A 19,660-nucleotide genomic window follows, 5' to 3' on the forward strand; every position below is an offset into this window, starting at 1 on the left:
CGGTCCGCGCGCGTCGCCCGGCAGGCCGCCGCGGCCCGGTCGCTGGCCAGGATGACGGCGGTGCGCACCGCCGCGCTCGCCGTCGGCGGCTGGCTGCCGGTGGTGCTCGTGCTCGCCGGGACGCCCCGGCTGCTGGCGGGCGGCGCGGGCGCGGGCGTCATCGTCGGCACGCTCGCGTACGTCACCCAGTCCCTCGCCCCCGCCCTGAACGGCCTCATCCAGGGGCTGGGCGTCAGCGGCGTACGGCTCGCGGCGACGCTGGCGCGCATCACCGCGGCGGCCCCGGCCCGCCCGCCCGTCTCGGCCCGCCTCACGCCGCCGGGCGCCGAGGTGCGGCTGCGCGGGGTCTCGTTCGCGTACGGGCCCCACTCCGAGCCCGTCGTCGACCGTCTGGACCTGCGCATCCCGGAGGGCGACCACCTGGCCGTCGTCGGGCCGAGCGGCGCGGGCAAGTCCACGCTGGCGGCGCTCGTCGCCGGAACCCTACGGCCCGGCGCCGGCGAGGTCCTCGTCGGCGGCATCCCCGCCCCGGACGTCCACCCGGCGGCCCGCGTCCTCATCCCGCAGGAGGCGTACGTCTTCCGCGGCACCCTCCGCGACAACCTCACCTACCTCCGCGAACACCCCACCGAAGAGGCGGAGACCCCGGTGGGCGCTGCTGGGGAAGTGCGGGGGGCCGGTTCCGGCGGGGGCCACGAGGTGGACGCGGTGCTGGACCGGGCGGTGGCGGAGCTGGGGGCCAGGGAGCTGGTGGAGGCGGTGGGCGGCTACGGGGCGGTGGTGGATCCGGGGGCGCTGCCGGCGGGGCAGCGGCAGCTCGTGGCGCTGGTCCGGGCGTACGTGGCGCCGGCGCGGCTGGTGATCCTGGACGAGGCGACGTGCCATCTGGACCCGGCGGCCGAGGCGCGGGTGGAGCGGGCGTTCGTGCGGCGGGGCGGGACGCTGGTGGTGGTCGCGCACCGGCTCACGTCGGCGTTGCGGGCCCGGCGGATCCTGCTGCTGGACGGCGGGCGGGCGATCGTAGGCGGGCACGACGAGCTGGTGGCCGCCTCACCGTTGTATGCCGATCTGGCCGGACATTGGGAACCGGAGACCGTGTCATGACAAAAATCGTGAAATATCCAGAAGCGTCCTACTTGCCCCTCGTCGAGAACCTGCACGGCCACGAGGTGCGCGACCCGTACCGCTGGCTGGAGGACCCCGCCAGCCCCGACACCCGCGCCTGGCTGGCCGGGCAGGACGCGCTGTGGCGTGAGGCCCGGCCGCCGCTGCGCGAGCGCTTCCTGGCCCGGCTGACCGAGCTGAGCCGCGTCGGCCTGGTCACCGCCCCGGTGTGGCGCGGCGAGCGGCGCTTCCACCTGCGGCAGGACGCCGGGCAGGAGCACCCGGTGCTGTACTGCGACGACCGGCCGGTGCTCGACCCGATGGAGCTCGACCCGAGCGGCCTGACGACGCTCGACGACTGGCAGCCGGACCCGGCGGGGCGCCTGCTGGCGTACCAGCTCTCGCGCAGCGGGGACGAGCGCGCGGACCTGTACGTGGGCGACGTCGCCACGGGCGAGCGGGTCGACGGCCCGATCGGCGGCTGCCGCTACTCGCCGGTGGCCTGGCTGCCCGGCGGCGACGCCTTCTACTACGTACGCTTCCACCAGGGCGTCTACCTGCACCGGATCGGCGAGGCCGAGGACGTGCCGGTGTTCGAGCGCGGCCCGGTCTCCTACGGGCTGACGATCAGCCCGGACGGCCGCTGGCTGCTGATCTCGGCGGGCGCCTCGTACCACGACGTCTGGCTGGCCGACCTGGCGCGCGGCGGGGAGCCGCGCGCGGTGCAGGAGGGCGTGCGGGCGCGCACGGCCGCGGGGGTGGGCCCCGACGGGCGGCTGTACCTGCTGACGGACCGGGACGCGCCGCGCCGCAGGCTGTGCGTGGCCGATCCGGAGGCTCCTGAGCGGTGGCGCGAGCTGGTCGCGGAGGATCCCGAGGCGGTGCTGGGCTCGTTCACCGTCCTTCAGGGCGGCAGGCTGCTGCTGTCGGCGACCCGGCACGCCGTGGGCGAGATCGGCGTGCACGACGCGGAGACGGGGGAGCGGCTGGGCGAGGTGCCGCTACCGGGGCTCGGCTCGATCGGCCCGCTGACGTCACGGCCCGGCGGGGGGCACGAGGCGTGGTTCAGCTACACCGACGCGGTCACGCCGCCGCAGGTGTGGCGCTACGACGCGCGCCGGGACGAGGCCACGCTGTGGGCCACCCCGCCGGGGCACGTGCCGGCGCCGGACGTGGAGAGCCGGCGCCTGGAGTACACCTCGGCCGACGGCACCCGGGTGCGGATGCTCGTCGTGGCCCGCCCGTCCGGCGGCGGCCCCCGGCCGGCGATCCTGACCGGCTACGGCGGCTTCGGCATCCCCCTGCTGCCCGGCTACGCCAGCGACTCGCTCGCCTGGGTGGAGGCCGGCGGCGTGCTGGCCGTCGCCGGGCTGCGCGGCGGCGGCGAGGAGGGCGAGGCGTGGCACCGCGACGGCATGCTGGAGCGCAAGCAGAACGTGTTCGACGACTTCACGGCGGCGGCCGAGAAGCTCGTCGCCGACGGCTGGACCACCCCCGACCGGCTGGCCGTCTGGGGCGAGTCGAACGGCGGCCTGCTCGTCGGCGCGGCCGTCACCCGGCGGCCGGACCTGTTCGCGGCGGCGGTGTGCTCGGCCGGGCTGCTCGACATGGTCCGCTATCACCGCAGCGGCCTCGGCCCGTCGTGGGTCGGCGAGTACGGCGACCCCGACGACCCCGAGCAGCTCGCGTGGCTGCTGGCCTACTCGCCCTACCACCGGGTCCGCGACGGGGTGGACTACCCGGCGACGCTCTTCACGGTCTCGGCGGCCGACACACGGGTGGACCCGATGCACGCGCGCAAGATGTGCGCGGCGATGCAGCGCGCCACCGGCGGCGACCGGCCGATCCTGCTGCGCCACGAGCCGGACGTGGGCCACGGCGCGCGGGCCGTCAGCAGGTCCATCGCGCTCGCGGCCGACGCGCTGGCCTTCCTGGCGGAGCACACCCGCTCAGATCCACCCGGCTTCGCGGGCGATGCGGATGGCGTCGATGCGGCTGCGCGCGCCCAGCTTGGACGTGCTCCGGTGCAGGTAGTTGCGGACGGTGCCCTCGGCCAGGAACAGTGACGCGGCGATCTCCGGCACCGAGGCGCCCTCGGCCGCCGCGCCGATCACGTCCAGCTCCCGCTGGGTGAGCGGCGCGTCGGACGGGCTCATCGCGGCGATCGCCAGCTCGGAGTCGATCACCCGCTCGCCGGCGGCCACCCGCCGGATCGCGTCGCCGAGCCGGCCGGGCGGCGCGTCCTTGGCCATGAAGCCGCGCACGTGCACGTCCAGCCCGCGCTTCAGCAGGCCGGGCGTGCCCACCCCGGTCAGGATCAGCACCCCGACCTCCGGTAACTCGCGGTGCAGCTCGGCCGCGGCCGACAGCCCGTCCTGGCCGGGCAGCGCGATGTCGAGCACCGCGACGTCGGGCTTGCAGGAGAGCGCCGTGGAGAGGATCCGGTCACCCCGGTCCACCTCCGCGACGATCTCGATGTCCTCCTCGTAGGCGAGCAGGGCGACGAGCGCCCCCCTGACGAGATGCATGTCCTCGGCCAGCAAGGTTCGGATCATCGCGTTCCTCGTGGTCAGGCGGGCAGTCACACAGGGCGTCTCATCCTTACCCAAACGCGCCCCGCTGAAAAGCGGCCATGTCAGATAGGGAATCCGGGTGTGATCATGGTGACGCCGGGGACGGAGCCGATCGAGGCCAGCGCCTTGCCGGCGTCGGCCAGGCCGATCGTCCGGGTGACGAGCTGGTCGGGCTGCAGCAGCCCGGCCCTGATCATCTCCAGCATCGGCGGGTAGGCGTGCGCGGCCATCCCGTGGCTGCCCAGCAGGCTCAGCTCCTGGGAGATGACCCGGTCCATCGGCACCGGCGTGGGCCCGCCGGGCAGCAGCCCGACCTGTACGTGACGGCCGCGCCGGCGCAGGCTCTCGACCGAGGCGGCGCACGTCTGCGGGCTGCCGAGCGCGTCCAGCGACACGTGCGCGCCGCCCCTGGTCAGCTCCCTGACCTGGGCGGCGGCGTCGCCCGCCGAGCCGTCGACGAAGTGGGTGGCGCCCGCCTGCTCGGCCAGGTGGAGCGCGTCGGTGCTGATGTCGACGGCCACCACCCGCGCTCCCGCCGCCGTGGCGATCATGATGGCGGACAGCCCCACGCCGCCGCAGCCGTGCACCGCCACCCACTCGCCCGGCCGCACCCGCCCCACCTGGGCCACGGCCCGGAACGACGTGGCGAACCGGCAGCCGAGCCCGGCGGCGGTGACCGCGGCCATCTCCTCCGGGATCGCGATCAGGTTGACGTCGGCATGGTCGACGGCCACGAGCTCGGCGTAGGAGCCCCAGTGGGTGAAGCCCGGCTGCGTCTGCCGTTCGCACACCTGCTGGTCGCCGGTGGCGCAGGCCGTACAGGATCCGCAGGCGCACACGAACGGGACCGTCACCCGGGCGCCAGGACGCCAGCCGCGCACCTCGGCGCCGACGGCCTCCACCACACCCGCCAGCTCGTGGCCGGGGACGTGGGGCAGGACCCGGATGTCCGGGTCGTGCCCCTGCCAGCCGTGCCAGTCGCTGCGGCACAGACCGGTCGCCTCGACCCTGATCACCGCCCCGTGCGGGGCGGGGGCGGGGTCGGGCAGCTCGCGCACGTCGAGCTCTCCACCGAAGACGTCAAAGGCAACCGCTCGCATCTCATGAGCTTAGGGTCAACTGCCGCGGCTCGCGCAAGGGCAGGTGGGAGCGGTGCCCGGCCCCCTTACGGCCACAGGTGGACGGGCAGGCCCGACAGTGCCAGCTCGCGGTAGCGGCGCACCAGCCGCTCCCGGTCGCCGCCGAACGCCTTCAGCGTCTCCCGCTGCCAGGCCGCGCCGGTGCGGCGCAGCCGCGTCCGCTGCTCGATGATCTCGAACGCGTCCTCCACGTCCCTGGCCGCGACCCCGGCGCCCAGCAGCGCCGCCCGCGCCTCCGGCAGCAGGCTGAGCACCAGGTCGGCGGCCTCGAACTCGCCGTCCCTGCCGGGCCACGACAGCTTGGCGTCCAGCCCGTGCATGGCCGCCCGGTAGAAGTTCTGGTACGCCTGCGCGAACCGGTAACCGGTCAGGTCGCGCTCGGCCTGCGCCAGCGTCAGCCCGAGCAGGAACGCCGTGTTGGCCGCCATGTCCGCGCACGACGGCCCGGCCGGCAGGGCCCGCATCTCGATGCGCAGGTGGCCGCCGTCGGCCGGGTCGTAGACGGGCCGGTTCCACTGCCAGATCGTGCCCTGGTGCAGCCGGAGCTGCGGCACCTCGGCCGGATCGCCCGCCGCCGTCAGATCGGGCACCACCGGGTCGTAGTCGCGCACGTACCGCTCGAACACCTCGTAGGCGCCCTCCTTCACCCAGTCGGAGCCGAACGTGACCCGCCCGTCCTTGCGGTACAGCCGCTCCACGTCGCGGTCGTCGGCCGCCTCCTCGAACAGCGCGATCCGCGTCTCCTCCCACAGCGTCCGGCCCAGGAACAGCGGCGAGTTGCCGCACACCGCCAGCACCGGGCCGATGGCGAGCTGCGCGGCGTTGAACAGCCGGGCGAACCGGCCGGGCGGCGTGCGCAGGTGCACCTGCCAGGAGGTGTTGGCGCTCTCCAGGATCACGTTCTCCACCGACAGCTCCAGGTCGTCGATCTTGACCAGGAACGGTTCCAGCCGCAGCCGCCGGATGCCCCGGCTCAACGCCTCGTACCGGTTCTCGTCACTGATCGCGTCCGGCGTGAAGTCGTCGGCGTCGAGCGTGGGCAGGATGCCGATCGGCAGCGCCCCGCCCCCGTCGACGGCCGCGTCCACCTTGCGCAACGTCTCCTGGATCTCCGCGCCGAGCCGCTCGAACGGCTGCCCGGCCAGCGGCAGCGGCGTCAGGTTCACCTCCAGGTTGAACCGGCCCAGCTCCAGCACCACGCGCGGGTCGTCGAGCGTCGCCCGGACCTCGCTGTTGCGCGGCAGCGGCCGGCCCGCCTCGTCGACGAGGAACAACTCCAGCTCGGCGCCGATCGTGACCGGGCCCTCGCCGAACCCCGGCCGCTCCAGCAGCTCGCGCAGCACGCCCAGCTGCTCCTCCAGCCGTTCGCCGAACAGCCGGAACTCTTCCTCGGAAAAACGCGCCTTGTGCAGATCCCGTCCCATCACCCCCCTCTGTCCTGGGGGAGCGGGTTGACACCTCCCACGGCGGCGGACCCCGCGGGGGACCGGATCGCCGATACCCCCCTGAAAGCCCCGCCACATCAGCCAGACTGGGAACATGCTTCCCACGGACGAGACGCCCTTCACGTTGCGCCGGGCGACCGGCTCGCTGGCCGAGGGGGCGGCCAGGCTGGCCGGCGAGATCGGCGCCGCCTCGGTGGAGGCGGTGCTGGAGGCCGCCAACCGCGACGCGGTCCGCCGGGGCGCCCGCGCGGCGCTCGGCGCGATGAGCCCGCGCCCCGCCGAGTGGTACGCCTTCGACGCCGGCGACCAGGACACCCTCGACTGGTACCCGCAGGGCCTGACCAGCGGCGACGACTCGGGCTCGATCGGCGTGCCGGTGTTCGTGGCGACCTGGTACTACAAGCCGGAGCGGGGGGAGCGGGGCATCAGGGCCACGTTCTTCAGCCCGCGCACGCTGAAATACCGGCACGCGCTGCTCGTGGAGGCCAAGCCCGACGGCGCCTACGCGCCGATCGACATCCACGCGGGCGGCGTCGCCTGCCACGGCGACCTGCTGTACGTGGCCGACACCACCAGAGGGCTGCGCGTCTTCGACCTCAACCACGTGCTCGACCTGCGCACCGTCCAGGACGACCTGGGCGACGGCAACCGGGTGGGCCGCCACGGCGGCCGGCTGCACGCCTTCGGCTACCGCTACGTGATCCCGCAGAGCGACTTCTGGCGGGTGGCGGACAAGGGCGCGGTCTTCTCCTTCGCCGCCGTCGACCGGACCTCGGGCACGCTCATCTCCGGCGAGTACGACAACGGCCCGGGCGGCCGGGTCGCCCGCTGGGACCTGCCGCTGGAGGGCACGCCCAAGGACGCCCACCTGCTGGGCCACGAGAAGATCCAGGGCGCGCTCTCGCAGGGCGACATCTGGTATCTCAGCCAGTCGCGCGGCAGCTCCGGCAACGGCAGGCTGCTCGTGGACCGCGGCGGTGAGGTGACCGCCAGGCCGTACCCGGTCGGCCCGGAGGACCTGACCGTGCACGACGGCAAGCTGTGGAGCCTCACCGAGTTCCGCGGCAAGCGGGTGATCTTCGGGGTCAGTCTGTGAGGTGCCGTTCGAGCAGCCGCCGGTAGCGGCGGTCGAAGGCGTCGTAACGCTCGCGCAGCTCGCCGCCCGGCCACCCGGGCGGCAATAGCTCCGGCGGCAGCAGCGGGTCGGCGAGCAGATGGCGCAGCACCGCCGCCGACACCAGGAACCCCTCGGCCAGCCCCTCGGCGCGGCCGAGCGCCCCCTCCAGTCTGCGGGCCTCGGCCGCCCACCCCTCCAGGTCCCACAGCAGCGGGGTCGGGTCGCCGTGCGGGCGGCCGTCGATCAGCGTGCACTGCGCGGTCACGCTGCCGGGCCAGTCGCGCAGCAGGTTGGCTGGCCGCATCCAGGTGCCCTCGCGCAGCTCGGCCAGCCGCAGCGCGGTCATCGTGTGGCGGAAGGCCGCCCGGTCGGCCGGCGCCCGCCGCTCGGCGGTCACCACGGCGATCTCCCACGTGCCGTCCCACGGCCGGGTGTGCGGGGCGCGGCTCTCGTCCTGCCGGGCCTGGCGCTCCACCAGCCGCTCCGACAGCGTGTAGAGGCCGCCCTCCTGGGTCAGGTCGCCCGCGCCGACCATGCGTGACAGCGCCACCCGCACCGTGCCCTCGGCGATGCCGAACAGCGCGCCGATGCGCACCAGCCGGCGCGAGGGCAGGCTCGGCGGATGGCTGCCGAGCAACGCGCTCAACACCGCCGACCGGGCACTCAGTCCATTACGCTCTTCCATCGCGTGTCGAGTATATGTAACACTCCGGAGTATGCGCCGCTATCTCACCGAACCGTTCGACGGCAGCGACCGTTACGCCACCGAGCGCTACCAGGGCGCGGCCGGGCGCAACTGGTGGCGCTGCGACCCGGCGCTGCGCCTGCTCATGCGGCGCCACCTGGGCGACGGCTACGCCTGGGCCGAGCCGCACCTCGACCGGCTCGGCGCGCTCATGGGCGGCCTGATCGCCGAGTGCGCCGAGGAGACCGACCGCAACCCGCCGCGCCTGGAGAAGTACGACGCATGGGGGCGCGACATCAGCGAGGTCGTCATGCCGCCCTCCTTCCACACGGCCCGGCGCGCCCTCCTGGCCGACAACTTCACCTCCCCGGCCTTCGCCGAGCAGGCCCGCGCCCACGGCGCCGACCCCGCCGCGCTCGCCGCCGCCTGGACCTACCTGCTCGACCAGGCCGACATCGGCATGGGCTGCGCGCTCGGCACCGGCGGCGACATGGTCGTCTCCCTCGCCGAACGCCACGCCCCCGACGACGTCAAGGAACGCGTCCAGCGGATCTTCGCCGACGGCCACTACTCGGGCGAGGCCGCCCAGATGTTCACCGAGCGGACCGGCGGCTCCGACCTGGCCGCCCTGGAGGCCACCGCCGTCCCCGACGGCGACGCCTGGCTGCTCACCGGCCTCAAATGGTTCGCCTCCAACGCCAACGGCTCGGCGTTCGTCGTGCTGGCCCGCCACGCGGACACCGTCGCGCCCTTCCTCGTCCTGTGGGAGCGCCGCGACGGCAGCCGCAACGGCGTGCGCATCCGCCGCCTCAAGGACAAGCTCGGCACCCGCTCCGTCGCCTCGGCCGAGGTCGAGTTCACCGGCGCGGAGGCGTTCCTGCTGGCCGGGCCCGGCTCCGGCTCCGGGCTCGGCACCATGATGAAGCTCACCAACGCCTCCCGGCTCGGCGTCGCCATGATGGGCGCCGGACTCGCCAGGCGCGCCCTCGTCGAGGCGCTCTGCTACACCAGCGCCCGCGAGGCCTTCGGCCGCCCGCTCATCGACCAGCCGCTCATGCGCCGCAAGCTCGCCGAGCTCATCGTCGAGACCGAGGCCGCCCAGGCGCTCGTCTTCGACGGCCACGTCGGCCCCCGCCTGCGCCTCGCCCCCGCGCTCATCAAGCTCCGCGCCGCCCGCCTCGGCCTCACCGCCGCGAGCGACGCCGTCGAGGCGCACGGCGGCAACGGCTACATCGAGCAGTGGCCCGTCGCCAGGCTGCTGCGCGACGCCCAGGTCAACCCCATCTGGGAGGGCGGCGACAACATCCTCTGCCTCGACGTGCGCCGCGCGATGCTGCGCGAGAACGCCCACGAGCCGTTCCTCGACCGCCTGGAGGCCGCCCTGCAGTCGCCGCCCTCAGGCGACTGGTCGCTGGTACGGGGGCGCGTCGAGGACCTGCGCAAGGCGATCATCGCCTGGTCCGCGCTCGACCCCGCGGTGGCGGAGGCCCGGCTGTATCCGCTGGCCCAGTTCATGGCCGACGTGTATGCCGCCGCGCTGCTGGTCGAGCAGGCCGGATGGGAGGAACGCGCGGGGCACGGGACGCGCAAGGCGCTGGTGGCCCGGCTCTACGCCGACGCCCACCTGGCCGACCACGGGCCGCTGCGCGGGCTCGACCGGACGGCGGCGGACGACCTGGAGCACTTCGACGATCTGGTCGCCGGCACGTTCACCGCCTGACCCCGCGCCAGGGCCTGGGATCACCGGGGGCGGCGGCCCTTCTTCTGCTGTGTGGTCTTCTGCTGTGTCGTCTTCTTGTGGGCGGCCTTGCCCCGGGCCGGCTGCCGGGCTTCCGGCTTCTTCTTCGGCTTGCGCGCCGGCTCGGCCGGGGCGCGGCCCCGCGAGCTGTTGGCCGTCCGCCCCCGGACGATCCCGATGAAGTCCTCCACCAGGTCCGTCGTCGCCTCCGTGAGCCAGGCCAGCCCCACCTGCGACTGCGGCGCGTCGGTCACGGGCCGGTAGGTGAGGTCACGCCGATGGTGCAGCCGCGCCAGCGACTGCGGCACCAGCAGCAGCCCCGCCCCCGACGCCACGAGCTGGACCGCGTCCGCCGTCGTGGCCGGACGCTCGAACGCGGGCACCCCCGGCCGCACCGTCCACTCCAGCGCGTCGTCCAGCGGATGGAACACGTCCTCGTCGGCCAGATCGGCGACGGTCACCTCGTCGGCCGCCGTCACCGCGTGGTCCTTCGGCACCACGACCACCGTGGTCTCCACGTACAGCGGAATCACGCTGAGCCCGTCACGCTCGACCGGCAGCCGCACGAACCCCGCGTCGGCGCCGCCGTCACGCAGCAGCGGCACCACCTCGGCCGCGGGCGTCGCGACCAGCGTGAGCGGCACGCCGGGCACCCGCTCGGCCCAGACGCCGGCCCATTTCGCGGGCGTCACCCCGGGCGAGTACGCCAGCCGGAACGTCTCCTCTTGAGTCACCCCCACAGGGTACCGATGTCAAAGGAACCGCCCCGTACTGACTACCCTTGACCCCATGACCTCGCCCAAGCCCAAGACGCCCCAGACGATGAAGCCCGCGACCGCGGCCAAGAAGCTGGGCATCCTCCTCTCGGCCACCCCCGCCGAGTTCCAGGAGGGCGTCGTCTCCCGGAGCGAGCTCAACGCGATGCAGTCCTCCCCGCCCGCGTGGCTCGCCGACCTGCGCCGCAACGGCCCCCACCCCAAGCAGGTCGTCGCCGCCAAGCTCGGCGTGTCCGTCTCCGGCCTGATCAGGGGCGGCATCACCGACCCGCTCACCACGGCCGAGATCGACGCCCTGAAGGCGGAGAACCCGGCGTGGCTGGAGCACGAGCGCTCCGTCCAGGCCGAGGTCCGCAAGGAAGCCCAGCGCCTCAAGCAGGCCTGACCCGCCCGCCGCCCGGCGCGGTAGGTTGACGGGATGCGTCCGGCAACCGAGCTGCGGCAGCGCTGGCTGGAGACCGTCCCGTCGATGATGAAGCGGGCCGGCATGTACGCCTCGGACGGTCCCCAGATGGAGACCGTCGCCAGGATGTTCCTGGAGAACCTCTGCTTCCTCGATGAGCGCGACGAGGACTTCGCCGCCATCCGCCGGACGCTCGGCGACCGCTACGGCGCGTGCGGCGTGCCCGGGGCGTTCGCCCAGGTGTTCGGCTCCGGCAGCAGGTGCGTGGAAGAGGTCGCGTCGGTGTACGCCGAGCAGTTCCACCGCCTGGGCTACCTGGAGGTCGGCGGGACGCTCGGTGAGAGCGAGTGGGCCGCGCTGATCGACGAGGCGCGGACCTGGTCCGGGCAGCGGGACGTACGCCGTGACGAGGTCGAAGCGGCCTTCGGCCCGCCCGGTCTCGTCGTCGGCCTGCGCGTCCTCTGCTACGTCTCCACGGCGGGGGAGTGGGCGTTCTTCGACTGCTGGGAGGAGACCGTCAGGCGGTACGCGCCGGGGAAGGGCTGCTGCGAGCCCGTCCCCGGCGACGGGCCGCTGGTCCGGTCGGTTCGGGTGCCCGCGCCGGATTTCCGGAGCGGCCTGGTTCTGTCGCTCTTCGGCTCGTGGGTGCACCGGTCGGCATGAGCGGGGGCGATGACGCCTGGGTGGGGCGGGTGCGCGGGCTGGTGCTGGGGCTGGCGCTGGGTGACAGCGTCGGCCGCGGGGCCGTTCCGCCTGCCGGGCCGCTCCTGGCCGGGGTCAGCACGCAGCTCGCGGCCTTCACGATCGAGGGCGTCATCCGCGCCTGGGTCCGGGGCGAGCACAGGGGCATCTGCCATCCGCCGTCGGTGATCTGGCACGCGTACTGCCGATGGGCCGCCCTGCAGGGCATCGAGACGCACGAGCGGCACCGGCGCTGGGCGGCGGGCACGGCGCGCTGGCCGGACGGCCGGCTCGCCGGCGTGGCGGAGCTGCGGGAGCGGCGCGGCTCGGCGCCCGCCACCGTACGGGCGCTGAACCGGCCCGAGCAGGGCGGCATCGAGCGGCCGTCCACTCAGAGCCGGGGCTGCCATGCTCTCACCCGTTCCCTCCCGCTGGCCGTACTGTCCGGAAATGTCGCCCCCGACGCGCTGGCCGAGCTCGCCCAGGACGTGGCCGCGCTGACCCACGGCGATCCGCTGGCGTACCGGGCGACGGCGGCGGCGGCGATCCTGACAGGCCGCTGCCTGACCGCGGGGTCCCTCGCGGACGCGGTGGCATCCGGGCCCGGGCTGCCCCGGCTGCCGGAGGTGTCGGAGATCCTGGACGAGGCCCGTACGGTGTGCGCGGCGGCCCGGCAGGCGCCCCGGGACCGGGCGCGGCTGGCGGTAATCGCGCCCGACGCCACCGCGCGGTCGGCGCTGTCCGGCGGCCTGTACGTCGCGGCGTCATGGCCCGGTCCTGGCGAGGCGGTGGACCCGGCGGACGCGGTGGACGCGCTGGCGTTCGCGGCGACGGCGCCCGACGGGCAGTCCGTCGCCGCCGTCACCGGAGCGCTGCTCGGGGCCCTGCACGGCGCCGGCGTGTGGCCGGACGGGCTGCTCGGCAGACTGGAGCTGGGGCGGATCATGGACACGCTCGCCCGGGACCTGGTGACCCAGCTGACCGAGAGCCCGTCCGGAGGCGCGTACGGGCGGCCGAAGGATCCCACCTGGCTGACCCGCTACCCCGGGTGGTGACGCGCGCCCGCCCATTGCCCGGCCCGGCATTTCGGATCATCATCAAGGCGTGATCGACCGGCTGAGCGAGGGGACGCCCCGCTGAATGATCGACGACATCGTCACGCGGGCCTGCGGCAGCGGCCTCCGGGCCCGGGCGGCCCGCCGGTGGATCTCCTGGCAGGTCCGGCGCGGCAACCGGACCGCGATCCGGGCGCTGTGGCGGGGCTGGCGCAGGGGCGGTGACCCGGTCCTGTGGGGGCTGCTCGAACGCACCGGCCGGCTGGGCGCCACCGACGCCTTCACCGAGGACGAGCTGGTCCAGGCGGTGTTCGCCCGCCTCGACGGGGTGCGCGCCATCGCGTTGCGGACCGTCGTCGCGCGGGGGCGCCCGGCGGAGATCGACAGGGTGTACCGGGAAAGCTGGGGTCGCCCGGACGACGAGGCCGCCGCGTGGCTGCGCGAGCTGACCGACCACGGCCTGCTCCCCGCCGACCCCGCGCTGCGCGCCCGCGTCCTGCTGGCCGTGGGGGACCGCGACGGCTACCTGGACCTCGACCCCGACGGCGCCCACCTCACCCAGGACCCCGGCACCGACGGAAAGGTGCTCCGGGTCGCGCGCCACCTGAGGGCGCTGGAGCTGGAGGAGTGGTTCCTGCGCCGTCTCGCCGAGCGCGACGACGCGTACCTGTGCAGTTTCCTCTCCTGGACCACGCCGCACGAGGTTCTCCCCACGGTGCCGCCCGATGTCGTCCAGGCGGCCCTGCGCAGCCGGGTCCCCGGCACCGTGGCCCTGGCCGAGCGGCGCTGCCGCCACGCGGGCGGGGAGGAGCTCACGGCACTGTGGGCGCAGGCGCTGTCCAGCGGCCGGACCTGGCCCGAGCTTCTCGGCAACCCCCATGACCTCGATCCCGAGGCGAGCGCCTACGGCTGGCGGCTGTGGCTGACCGACCCCGGCGACGCCCTGCTCGACCACCTCCAGGCACGAGGCACCCCGCTCACCGAGCACACGCTGGACGCGATCGTCGAGCCCACCGCGCACGAACTGCTGGCGTTCGCCCTGCTCTCACCCCGGCTGCCGAGGCCGCTGCGCACCCGGATCGAGCGCATGCCCGCCCTGCGCGGCCACGCCTTCCTCAACCTGCTGTCCGGCCGGCTCAACCGCCTGGACGTCGAGAAGCTGGCCGCCTGCTACCGGCACGAACCCCTGCGCGAACCCCTGCGCCGGGCATTACGCCCGCTGCGCGGCCTCGACCTGCCGGCGATCATCGGCCACGAGCGCGAGGAGGACCGGCTCTTCGTCGCCCAGACCCTGGCCGCGTGGCGCGACTGGCCCCGGCTGCGCGACTACCTGCTCGCCCTGCCCCTCCTCGACGTGCTGACCCTGGCCCCCCACCTGGCCTCGCCGCCGGCCCCTGACGCCATCCCTGAGCTGGGCGCGCTCGCCCCCGTCCTGACCCTCGACCGTACGTTGGCGCGCTACGCCCGGGTGACCCGTTCGCCCCGGATCAAGCCGATCCTGCGCCTCCCGCTCGCCGAGATGACCGGCGACGACCTGGCCGTGCTGCGCTGGATCCAGCGCAGCGCCCACGACAACCCCAGACTCTGCGCACTCGCCCACACGGTCGAACGCTGCCTGATCGCGGCAGCACCGCCCGACTGACTGAACCCGGGGGCAGCCCGATGCGTACAACCAGGCGTCCGCGCGTCGCGAAGCCGGGAAAGTCCATGCTGTTACGTTATGCGTCCCCCGTGAGGAGCCCTGCGCCAGGGGATAATCCGGCTGTTCTCGACCGTGCCGGAGACCCGAGATGACGACCCCATCGCCGAATCCCCAGCCGTCACCCGAGCGCCCGCCGGACCGCCCCCCGGACCGCGCCGACACGACCCCGGCACAGCCCTCCCGCACCCCACCGGCCGTCACCCAGCCCCCCGACTGGGGCTACTCCGGGATCGACCCGGCGCTGATGCACGACTTCGAACGCGACCTCGGCCAAGCCGAAACCACCCTCACCCGCCACGAACCCCGCATCCGCCGCACCCTCGAAGAGCTCGGCCTGGACACCTCCCGCCTGACCGCGCTGCGCGAACTCGGCCACTGGCTCGCTGCCAAACGTCCGGAACTACGTCAGCGCAACGAGGCCATCCAGGCGGTGAAAGCCGACTGGGGCCCGGCGTCCGGCGGCGGGATGACACCGTTCGACGAGAGCCTGTACACCGCCGCCTCCGGAAAGGCCGACGTGTACGCGACCGCGCTCGAACTCGGCAAGCTCGGCCGTAACGACGAACTGGACGAGAAGACCGTCGCCGGCCTGGAAAAACGCGCGGGCGACGCCGGATTCGCCACGTCACTGCTGTACGCGCTCGGCACGGAGAAGTTCCGTCACCTCATGGCGGCGCTGGTCTATCACAAGGACGAGCGCAAACGGCGCCTCCAGTCCGCCCTGGGCAAGGCACTCGGCACGGCAGGCCCGAGAATGAGCGAATCCTGGCGCAAGGAAATGCTCGGCGGCCTGCGCGTCCCGGTGGACCAGCACGCACTCGCCGAACTGCTTCCGCACGGCACATTCGACCGCGACTTCCTGGTGGCCGTGGCCAGAACGCTGGAGGGACTCGACCGGAAAACCTGGAACGACCCCGTGGCGAGCGGCAGTCCGCACGATCCGATGATCGGCGTCATGAAGGCGCTCGCCAACCACCCCAAGGCGGCTCAGGACTTCTTCGTGGGCGATCCGGAGGTGATGAAGCGCTACGTCACCGAACGGCCGATGTACGACGACGGAAAGGCATTCGGGCAGGCCCTGGAAGCGGCCACCATGACCTACCGAGACCGCGACGGCACGCCACAACAGCCCTCGCCGGGCTACATCTCCGCCAAGCTCGCCTCGGACTTCATCCACTGGGAGGCCAAGCGCATTCTCGCGGGAACCGAAGGCCCCTCCTTCGCCACCACCGGAACCACGGCGCGCATCATCAGCGCGTACATCAACGACGTCAATCGCATTGCTGAAGTTCCGATGTCCGGCGGCCAGTCCGGCGTTTACGGCGGCCTTCGCGACCATCTGCTGCCGAGTGACCAGTTGTGGGGTGCGCAGTTCGACAGGAATGCCCTGCACAAGATCATGGAGAGCCTGTTCACGCATGATGCGAAGGCGCTGGCGACCATTACCGCGGCTCAAACCGCATGGTCGAGAAGCGTGATCGACTATGGGGCCGCGCAGGTAGCTGCCGGACACAGTATTCAGCCGCTCCTGGCCAACATCCGGGAGACCGGAGCTGGATTCGGGCTGATAGTCGACGCCAGTGGCCTTGCCAAGATCCAGCAGGGGGTCAAACTGGACGAAGAGCAGGAGCGCAGTGTGAAGATATTCATGGCGGCGGTCAACACGGGGCTCGGCATACCGCAAACCGCTGCGTGGGCGATTACCGCAACCACTCTGGGCTCATGGACGAGCCTGATCGAGGACGCTGCGAAGACCGACGTGAACAAGGCTCGTGCCACCTACGAGGCGAACATCGGCGATGGAGAGGCGCTCTACCTCCATGATCAGCTGATTGCCGACGCCATGCTCAGGCACGGATTGTTCGGCAAGAGCGACCCGGCCGCGTCCACACACCCATGGGGCTCCCTGCAAGAACTCGGGAAAGGCGAGGACCCCCGCAAGTCCCCGCACAATTTCCTGAAGGAGGACGGCAATTCTCTGATGACGCAGCAGGAGATGGCCCCGTACAAGGGAGACACCCAACCTCGACTCGATGCCTATCACAGATGGCTCTACGACGGCCTGGCGGGGGACGCATGGAAGGTGGCTCGCGACGAGTCGCGCTCAGGCTTCGGGGAAGGCAGGCCGGAGTACAAATGATGAGGAAAACCTTTCGCAGCGGGCTCGTCGTGCTTCTGGGAGCGGTTGCTCTACTCGTCTCATGCCGGCAGCAAGAGAGCCCGCCGCCGGTGAACAAGGCGCCGCTTCCATCGGTCGCCGCCCCACCCTACGTGTGTGACTTCGTTCCGCTTGACGCCATCCGTCTGATGACAGGCATACAGAATCCGATCATCGAGGGTCGCTTCAATATGGCAGTGGGGAAAATGGTGGACGGGCTGGAATACGGCACGGGCTCATGTCGCGCCTACCAGCCGAGCGGGAACAAGCCGAAGGTGCTGCAGATCATCCTCTCGCCTGCCGGCGGGGAGCGTGAAGTTGACTGGGAAATCAGCCAGGGTGCCCGGCGACTGCCGGAGATCGTTTCTGGAGCGGTCGGCTATTACAGTCAGAACGGCAGTGCCGGCAACACGCAGGCAGCCGCGATGCTGGTGCACGGCTACGACCGGGTCATCGTGGAGCTGATCCACGGCGTCAAAGGCCGGGACAACGCCGCCGACGTGGTCGCGATGATGAAACTCATCGCCCCGAAGCTGATCCTCGACGCGACCCCCGCTCCCGAGCGGGCCAAGGACTGACCGTTGGCCGCCATGGTGCGCAACCCGCTGCACGAGGCGCTCCAGCAGGCCGTCCGCACGATCGGCCCGATGATCGAGCAGATCGACGCGGACGTCGACCGTCCCACCCGGATGTTCCGCACGGGCAAGGTGTGGACCGGACCGGCCGCCAAGCAGTTCGACGCCCAGCTCGCCCAGTTCAGCTCCCGGGCCCGCAGCTCAGGGCAGGCCGTCATGGACGAACTGCGCCAGGTCCTGAGCCGGACGCCCACCGAGGTGACCGAGGAGGAGGCCGCCTCGATCAAGCGAAAGTATCGCCTCGGCTGACGCCGGTGATGGAACGTGACCCGGCTGCTTCGGCTCAGTGCATAAACCTGATTTCATGACTTCCCAAAGAAGCGCCCGCAAAATGCGTGAATGTCATCCCCCTTATAGGGACGGCCATAGCAATAGTGTCGGGCTCACAGCATTTCGCTTCATCCTCACCATCCCGACGGCTACCATGTCCTCGACCCCGTTATCTCCCGAGATCGGGCGGCAATGGCGACGAAGGAAGAGATCGAAGCCGCTCGACGGCACATCGAGCGACTACGCGATGAGCATGCCAATGACCTGATCGCGCTGGTTCGCCTGGTCGACGGTGGCGCGCTCAAAGGCGAAGCCGGGGACCGGCTCATCACCGACCTGCGCGGCTGGGACCGGGCGTTCAAGGACCTTTTCGCCAAGGCTCTGGCGTTGCTCGACTCCGTCCAGCCGTCCGATCCGACCAGGGGAGCGCCTGCCGGATGAGTCCCATGGTCGGCATCAACCCCACGTTGATGACCCAGCTCATCAACGGCATGAAGCGGGCCGGCGACACCCTGCCCGACGTCGGCCGCCAGGTGGAACGCGCCCTGACCTCCCTGGACATCCCCTTGTGGGGGCCGGGCCCCCTGCAGACCATCGGCCGTCAGCTGAGCGACCAGATCCCCTCGCTCCAGGGCCGCCTCGACCTGATCCTCGCCGAGCCGGACCGGAAGTCGGGCAAGGGCGGCATCCTCTGGGCCAACGAATCAGCCTGGCTGTCCAAGTCGCCCGCTGAGGGCGCGGCCTCGGCCAAGACCCTGGCCACGAAGCTCCGCGACCAGATCAAGAGCCACTCCCTCGACGCCAAGACGGTGGCGGAGCTCGAACGGCACAAGGGCGATCCGTACTTCGCCGTGGCCTTCGCCAAGGAGATCCCGCCGCGCGAGCTCAAAGCCCTGATCAACAGGGCGTACGGGGCAGGACTCCCGCCCTCGGGACGCCCCTCCCAGCGCGACGTCGCGACCCAGGACAGGCTCGCCACCATGCTCAGCAAGATCCTGGGCACGGCCTCACGCAGGGTCGGCCAGATGAAGCTCCCCGGCAACTACGCCGACCAACTGGTCGACGGCATCGAAAGCCCGCAGGACGCGTTCGCCGTCAAAAGACTGCTCCAGGACGGCGAATTCGACCACGGATTCCTGCTCTCGGTGGTCCAGAAACTGTACGACAAGGACGTGGCCCACCCGCCTGACCCGAGCCTTCCGCGAGATGTCTGGACCATGCCGGGCCCCAAGGACATCTCGCCCGGCGACCTCAGCCCCATGGGCACCGCCCTGGTGGCGCTGGCACACCATCCCGCCGTCGCCCAGGACTTCTTCACCGACCCGCAGCGCAGACCGCTGGCGTACCTGATGCGGAAACACCACTGGGACGGCGACGCGAACGCGGAACTCGGCTGGGCCATCCAGTCGGCCAGCACCGAGTTCCGCGATCACGACCTGCCTCCCGGCAGCTCGCGCGGCTACAAGTCCGCGCTCATCGCCTCCTGGGCGGTCCACTTCTGGAAGGACGCCAAGGTCCAGGCGAACCTGCCCGACACCCGCACCCACCTCGGCAACGTCCTGGCCCAGTACATCGGTGACGTACACCGTGCAACACGGTCCTTCAGCGAGGAAGTGCCAGGCGTGGTGACGGATCAGAACCCGGACAAGAATATGCGCGGTGTGGAACCGTATGGTGCCTTGTTGAATGCAAACGACCTCAAGAAGGTCATGACCTGGGCGTTCGCTGATACCGACGCGTTTCAGACGGTGACCGCCGCCCACGGGATCTATGCCGCCAAGATGCTTGACGAAGTGGCCGGCAAGGTGGCCGCAGAGGTCAGAGCTGACTTCGCGACATGGCAGGCGGCTCATCCTCAGGCCACACCCCAGCAGATCGACGCTGCACGGCAGGACATTCTCGAAGAACGCATGAGCCGCAGCGGAGGTGCCGAATTCTCCCGGGCCGCGCGAGCTCTCAGCAGAACAACCTGGGCGATCACCGATGCTGCGAACATCTCCGCCATCGAAGCAGCGAAGGCCGACGACGCGCGCTTCGCGGCATTCAAGTCAATGAACGCTTTTCATCCTGCTTCACGGAGTTGAAGAACGAGGATGGCTTTGACGAGCTGACCTGCGAGAAGAGGGCAACACCGTAGCTTGCGAAGGACGCGCCAGGTTTTCAGCTGCGCATTCGCGCG

Annotated in this window: 18 protein-coding genes and 1 pseudogene; 13 read left to right on the forward strand and 6 right to left on the reverse strand. The window is 72.1% G+C overall.

Annotated elements, in window-relative coordinates:
- Together KME80_RS45205 and KME80_RS45210 are read left to right on the forward strand one after the other, a co-directional pair.
- A partial coding sequence (locus tag KME80_RS45205; protein ID WP_219517945.1) for an ATP-binding cassette domain-containing protein occupies positions 1-1,104 on the forward strand: 1,104 nt, incomplete at its 5' end.
- Complete coding sequence (locus tag KME80_RS45210) at positions 1,101-3,170, forward strand: prolyl oligopeptidase family serine peptidase (RefSeq protein ID WP_219517946.1); 2,070 nt, start codon at positions 1,101-1,103, stop codon at positions 3,168-3,170. The genes KME80_RS45205 and KME80_RS45210, both read left to right, overlap by 4 nt.
- Here the strand turns inward: KME80_RS45210 and KME80_RS45215 are convergent.
- From KME80_RS45215 to KME80_RS45225, 3 genes are all read right to left on the reverse strand, one after another.
- Complete coding sequence (locus KME80_RS45215; RefSeq protein WP_219517947.1) at positions 3,054-3,659, reverse strand: response regulator transcription factor; 606 nt, start codon at positions 3,657-3,659, stop codon at positions 3,054-3,056. The two genes, KME80_RS45210 and KME80_RS45215, sit on opposite strands and share 117 nt — an antisense overlap.
- Before the next feature lie 80 nt (positions 3,660-3,739).
- Positions 3,740-4,777, reverse strand: a complete 1,038-nt coding sequence (locus tag KME80_RS45220) for a zinc-dependent alcohol dehydrogenase family protein (protein WP_219517948.1) — start codon at positions 4,775-4,777, stop codon at positions 3,740-3,742.
- Positions 4,778-4,842: 65 nt separating this feature from the next.
- Positions 4,843-6,240, reverse strand: a complete 1,398-nt coding sequence (locus tag KME80_RS45225) for a glutamate-cysteine ligase family protein (RefSeq protein ID WP_219517949.1) — start codon at positions 6,238-6,240, stop codon at positions 4,843-4,845.
- 115 nt (positions 6,241-6,355) lie between these two features.
- On the opposite strand from KME80_RS45225, the gene KME80_RS45230 reads away from it, so the two are divergent.
- Positions 6,356-7,357 (forward strand): hypothetical protein, encoded by a 1,002-nt coding sequence (locus KME80_RS45230; RefSeq protein ID WP_219517950.1) that lies wholly within the window; start codon positions 6,356-6,358, stop codon positions 7,355-7,357.
- Here the strand turns inward: KME80_RS45230 and KME80_RS45235 are convergent.
- Complete coding sequence (locus tag KME80_RS45235) at positions 7,347-8,063, reverse strand: PaaX family transcriptional regulator C-terminal domain-containing protein (RefSeq protein WP_219517951.1); 717 nt, start codon at positions 8,061-8,063, stop codon at positions 7,347-7,349. The two genes, KME80_RS45230 and KME80_RS45235, sit on opposite strands and share 11 nt — an antisense overlap.
- 31 nt (positions 8,064-8,094) lie before the next feature.
- Here KME80_RS45235 and KME80_RS45240 point away from each other — a divergent pair, with 31 nt between their 5' ends.
- Positions 8,095-9,783 carry an acyl-CoA dehydrogenase family protein gene (locus tag KME80_RS45240; RefSeq protein WP_219517952.1) on the forward strand — a complete coding sequence of 563 codons (1,689 nt, stop codon included), beginning with the start codon at positions 8,095-8,097 and terminating at the stop codon, positions 9,781-9,783.
- 20 nt (positions 9,784-9,803) lie between these two features.
- On the opposite strand, the gene KME80_RS45245 is transcribed toward KME80_RS45240, so the two are convergent.
- Positions 9,804-10,535: a LysR family substrate-binding domain-containing protein gene (locus KME80_RS45245; protein ID WP_308126200.1), complete on the reverse strand. Its 732-nt coding sequence runs from the start codon at positions 10,533-10,535 to the stop codon at positions 9,804-9,806.
- Positions 10,536-10,590: 55 nt separating this feature from the next.
- Between KME80_RS45245 and KME80_RS45250 the strand changes: the two genes are divergently transcribed.
- The 9 genes from KME80_RS45250 to KME80_RS45290 all read left to right on the forward strand — a co-directional run bounded on the left by KME80_RS45250 (position 10,591) and on the right by KME80_RS45290 (position 19,565).
- A complete protein-coding gene (locus KME80_RS45250) occupies positions 10,591-10,962 on the forward strand; it encodes a DUF5997 family protein (RefSeq protein ID WP_219517953.1) in 372 nt (123 codons plus the stop codon).
- A 33-nt stretch (positions 10,963-10,995) separates the two neighbouring features.
- Entirely contained in the window at positions 10,996-11,643 is a 648-nt protein-coding gene (locus KME80_RS45255) for a hypothetical protein (RefSeq protein WP_219517954.1), read from the forward strand.
- Entirely contained in the window at positions 11,640-12,716 is a 1,077-nt protein-coding gene (locus KME80_RS45260) for an ADP-ribosylglycohydrolase family protein (protein WP_219517955.1), read from the forward strand. Before KME80_RS45255 ends, KME80_RS45260 begins: the two co-directional genes overlap by 4 nt.
- An 85-nt stretch (positions 12,717-12,801) precedes the next feature.
- A complete protein-coding gene (locus KME80_RS45265; protein ID WP_219517956.1) occupies positions 12,802-14,358 on the forward strand; it encodes a hypothetical protein in 1,557 nt (518 codons plus the stop codon).
- 148 nt (positions 14,359-14,506) lie between these two features.
- Complete coding sequence (locus KME80_RS45270; protein WP_219517958.1) at positions 14,507-16,558, forward strand: DUF6571 family protein; 2,052 nt, start codon at positions 14,507-14,509, stop codon at positions 16,556-16,558.
- Complete coding sequence (locus tag KME80_RS45275; protein ID WP_219517959.1) at positions 16,555-17,154, forward strand: hypothetical protein; 600 nt, start codon at positions 16,555-16,557, stop codon at positions 17,152-17,154. Before KME80_RS45270 ends, KME80_RS45275 begins: the two co-directional genes overlap by 4 nt.
- Before the next feature lie 3 nt (positions 17,155-17,157).
- Positions 17,158-17,460 (forward strand): hypothetical protein, encoded by a 303-nt coding sequence (locus tag KME80_RS45280; RefSeq protein ID WP_219517960.1) that lies wholly within the window; start codon positions 17,158-17,160, stop codon positions 17,458-17,460.
- Between the two features lie 213 nt (positions 17,461-17,673).
- On the forward strand, positions 17,674-17,922 hold the full coding sequence (locus tag KME80_RS45285; RefSeq protein ID WP_219517961.1) for a hypothetical protein: 249 nt from the start codon (positions 17,674-17,676) through the stop codon (positions 17,920-17,922).
- Positions 17,923-17,927: 5 nt separating this feature from the next.
- Positions 17,928-19,565, forward strand: coding sequence for a hypothetical protein (locus KME80_RS45290; protein WP_219517962.1), 1,638 nt, complete (start codon positions 17,928-17,930; stop codon positions 19,563-19,565).
- Here the strand turns inward: KME80_RS45290 and KME80_RS45295 are convergent.
- Positions 19,544-19,660: pseudogene (locus KME80_RS45295) on the reverse strand (IS5/IS1182 family transposase); the annotation flags it as partial. The gene KME80_RS45290 and the pseudogene KME80_RS45295 sit on opposite strands and share 22 nt — an antisense overlap.

It is taken from the genome of Nonomuraea ceibae (genome assembly GCF_019396325.1).
Classification (GTDB): domain Bacteria; phylum Actinomycetota; class Actinomycetes; order Streptosporangiales; family Streptosporangiaceae; genus Nonomuraea; species Nonomuraea ceibae.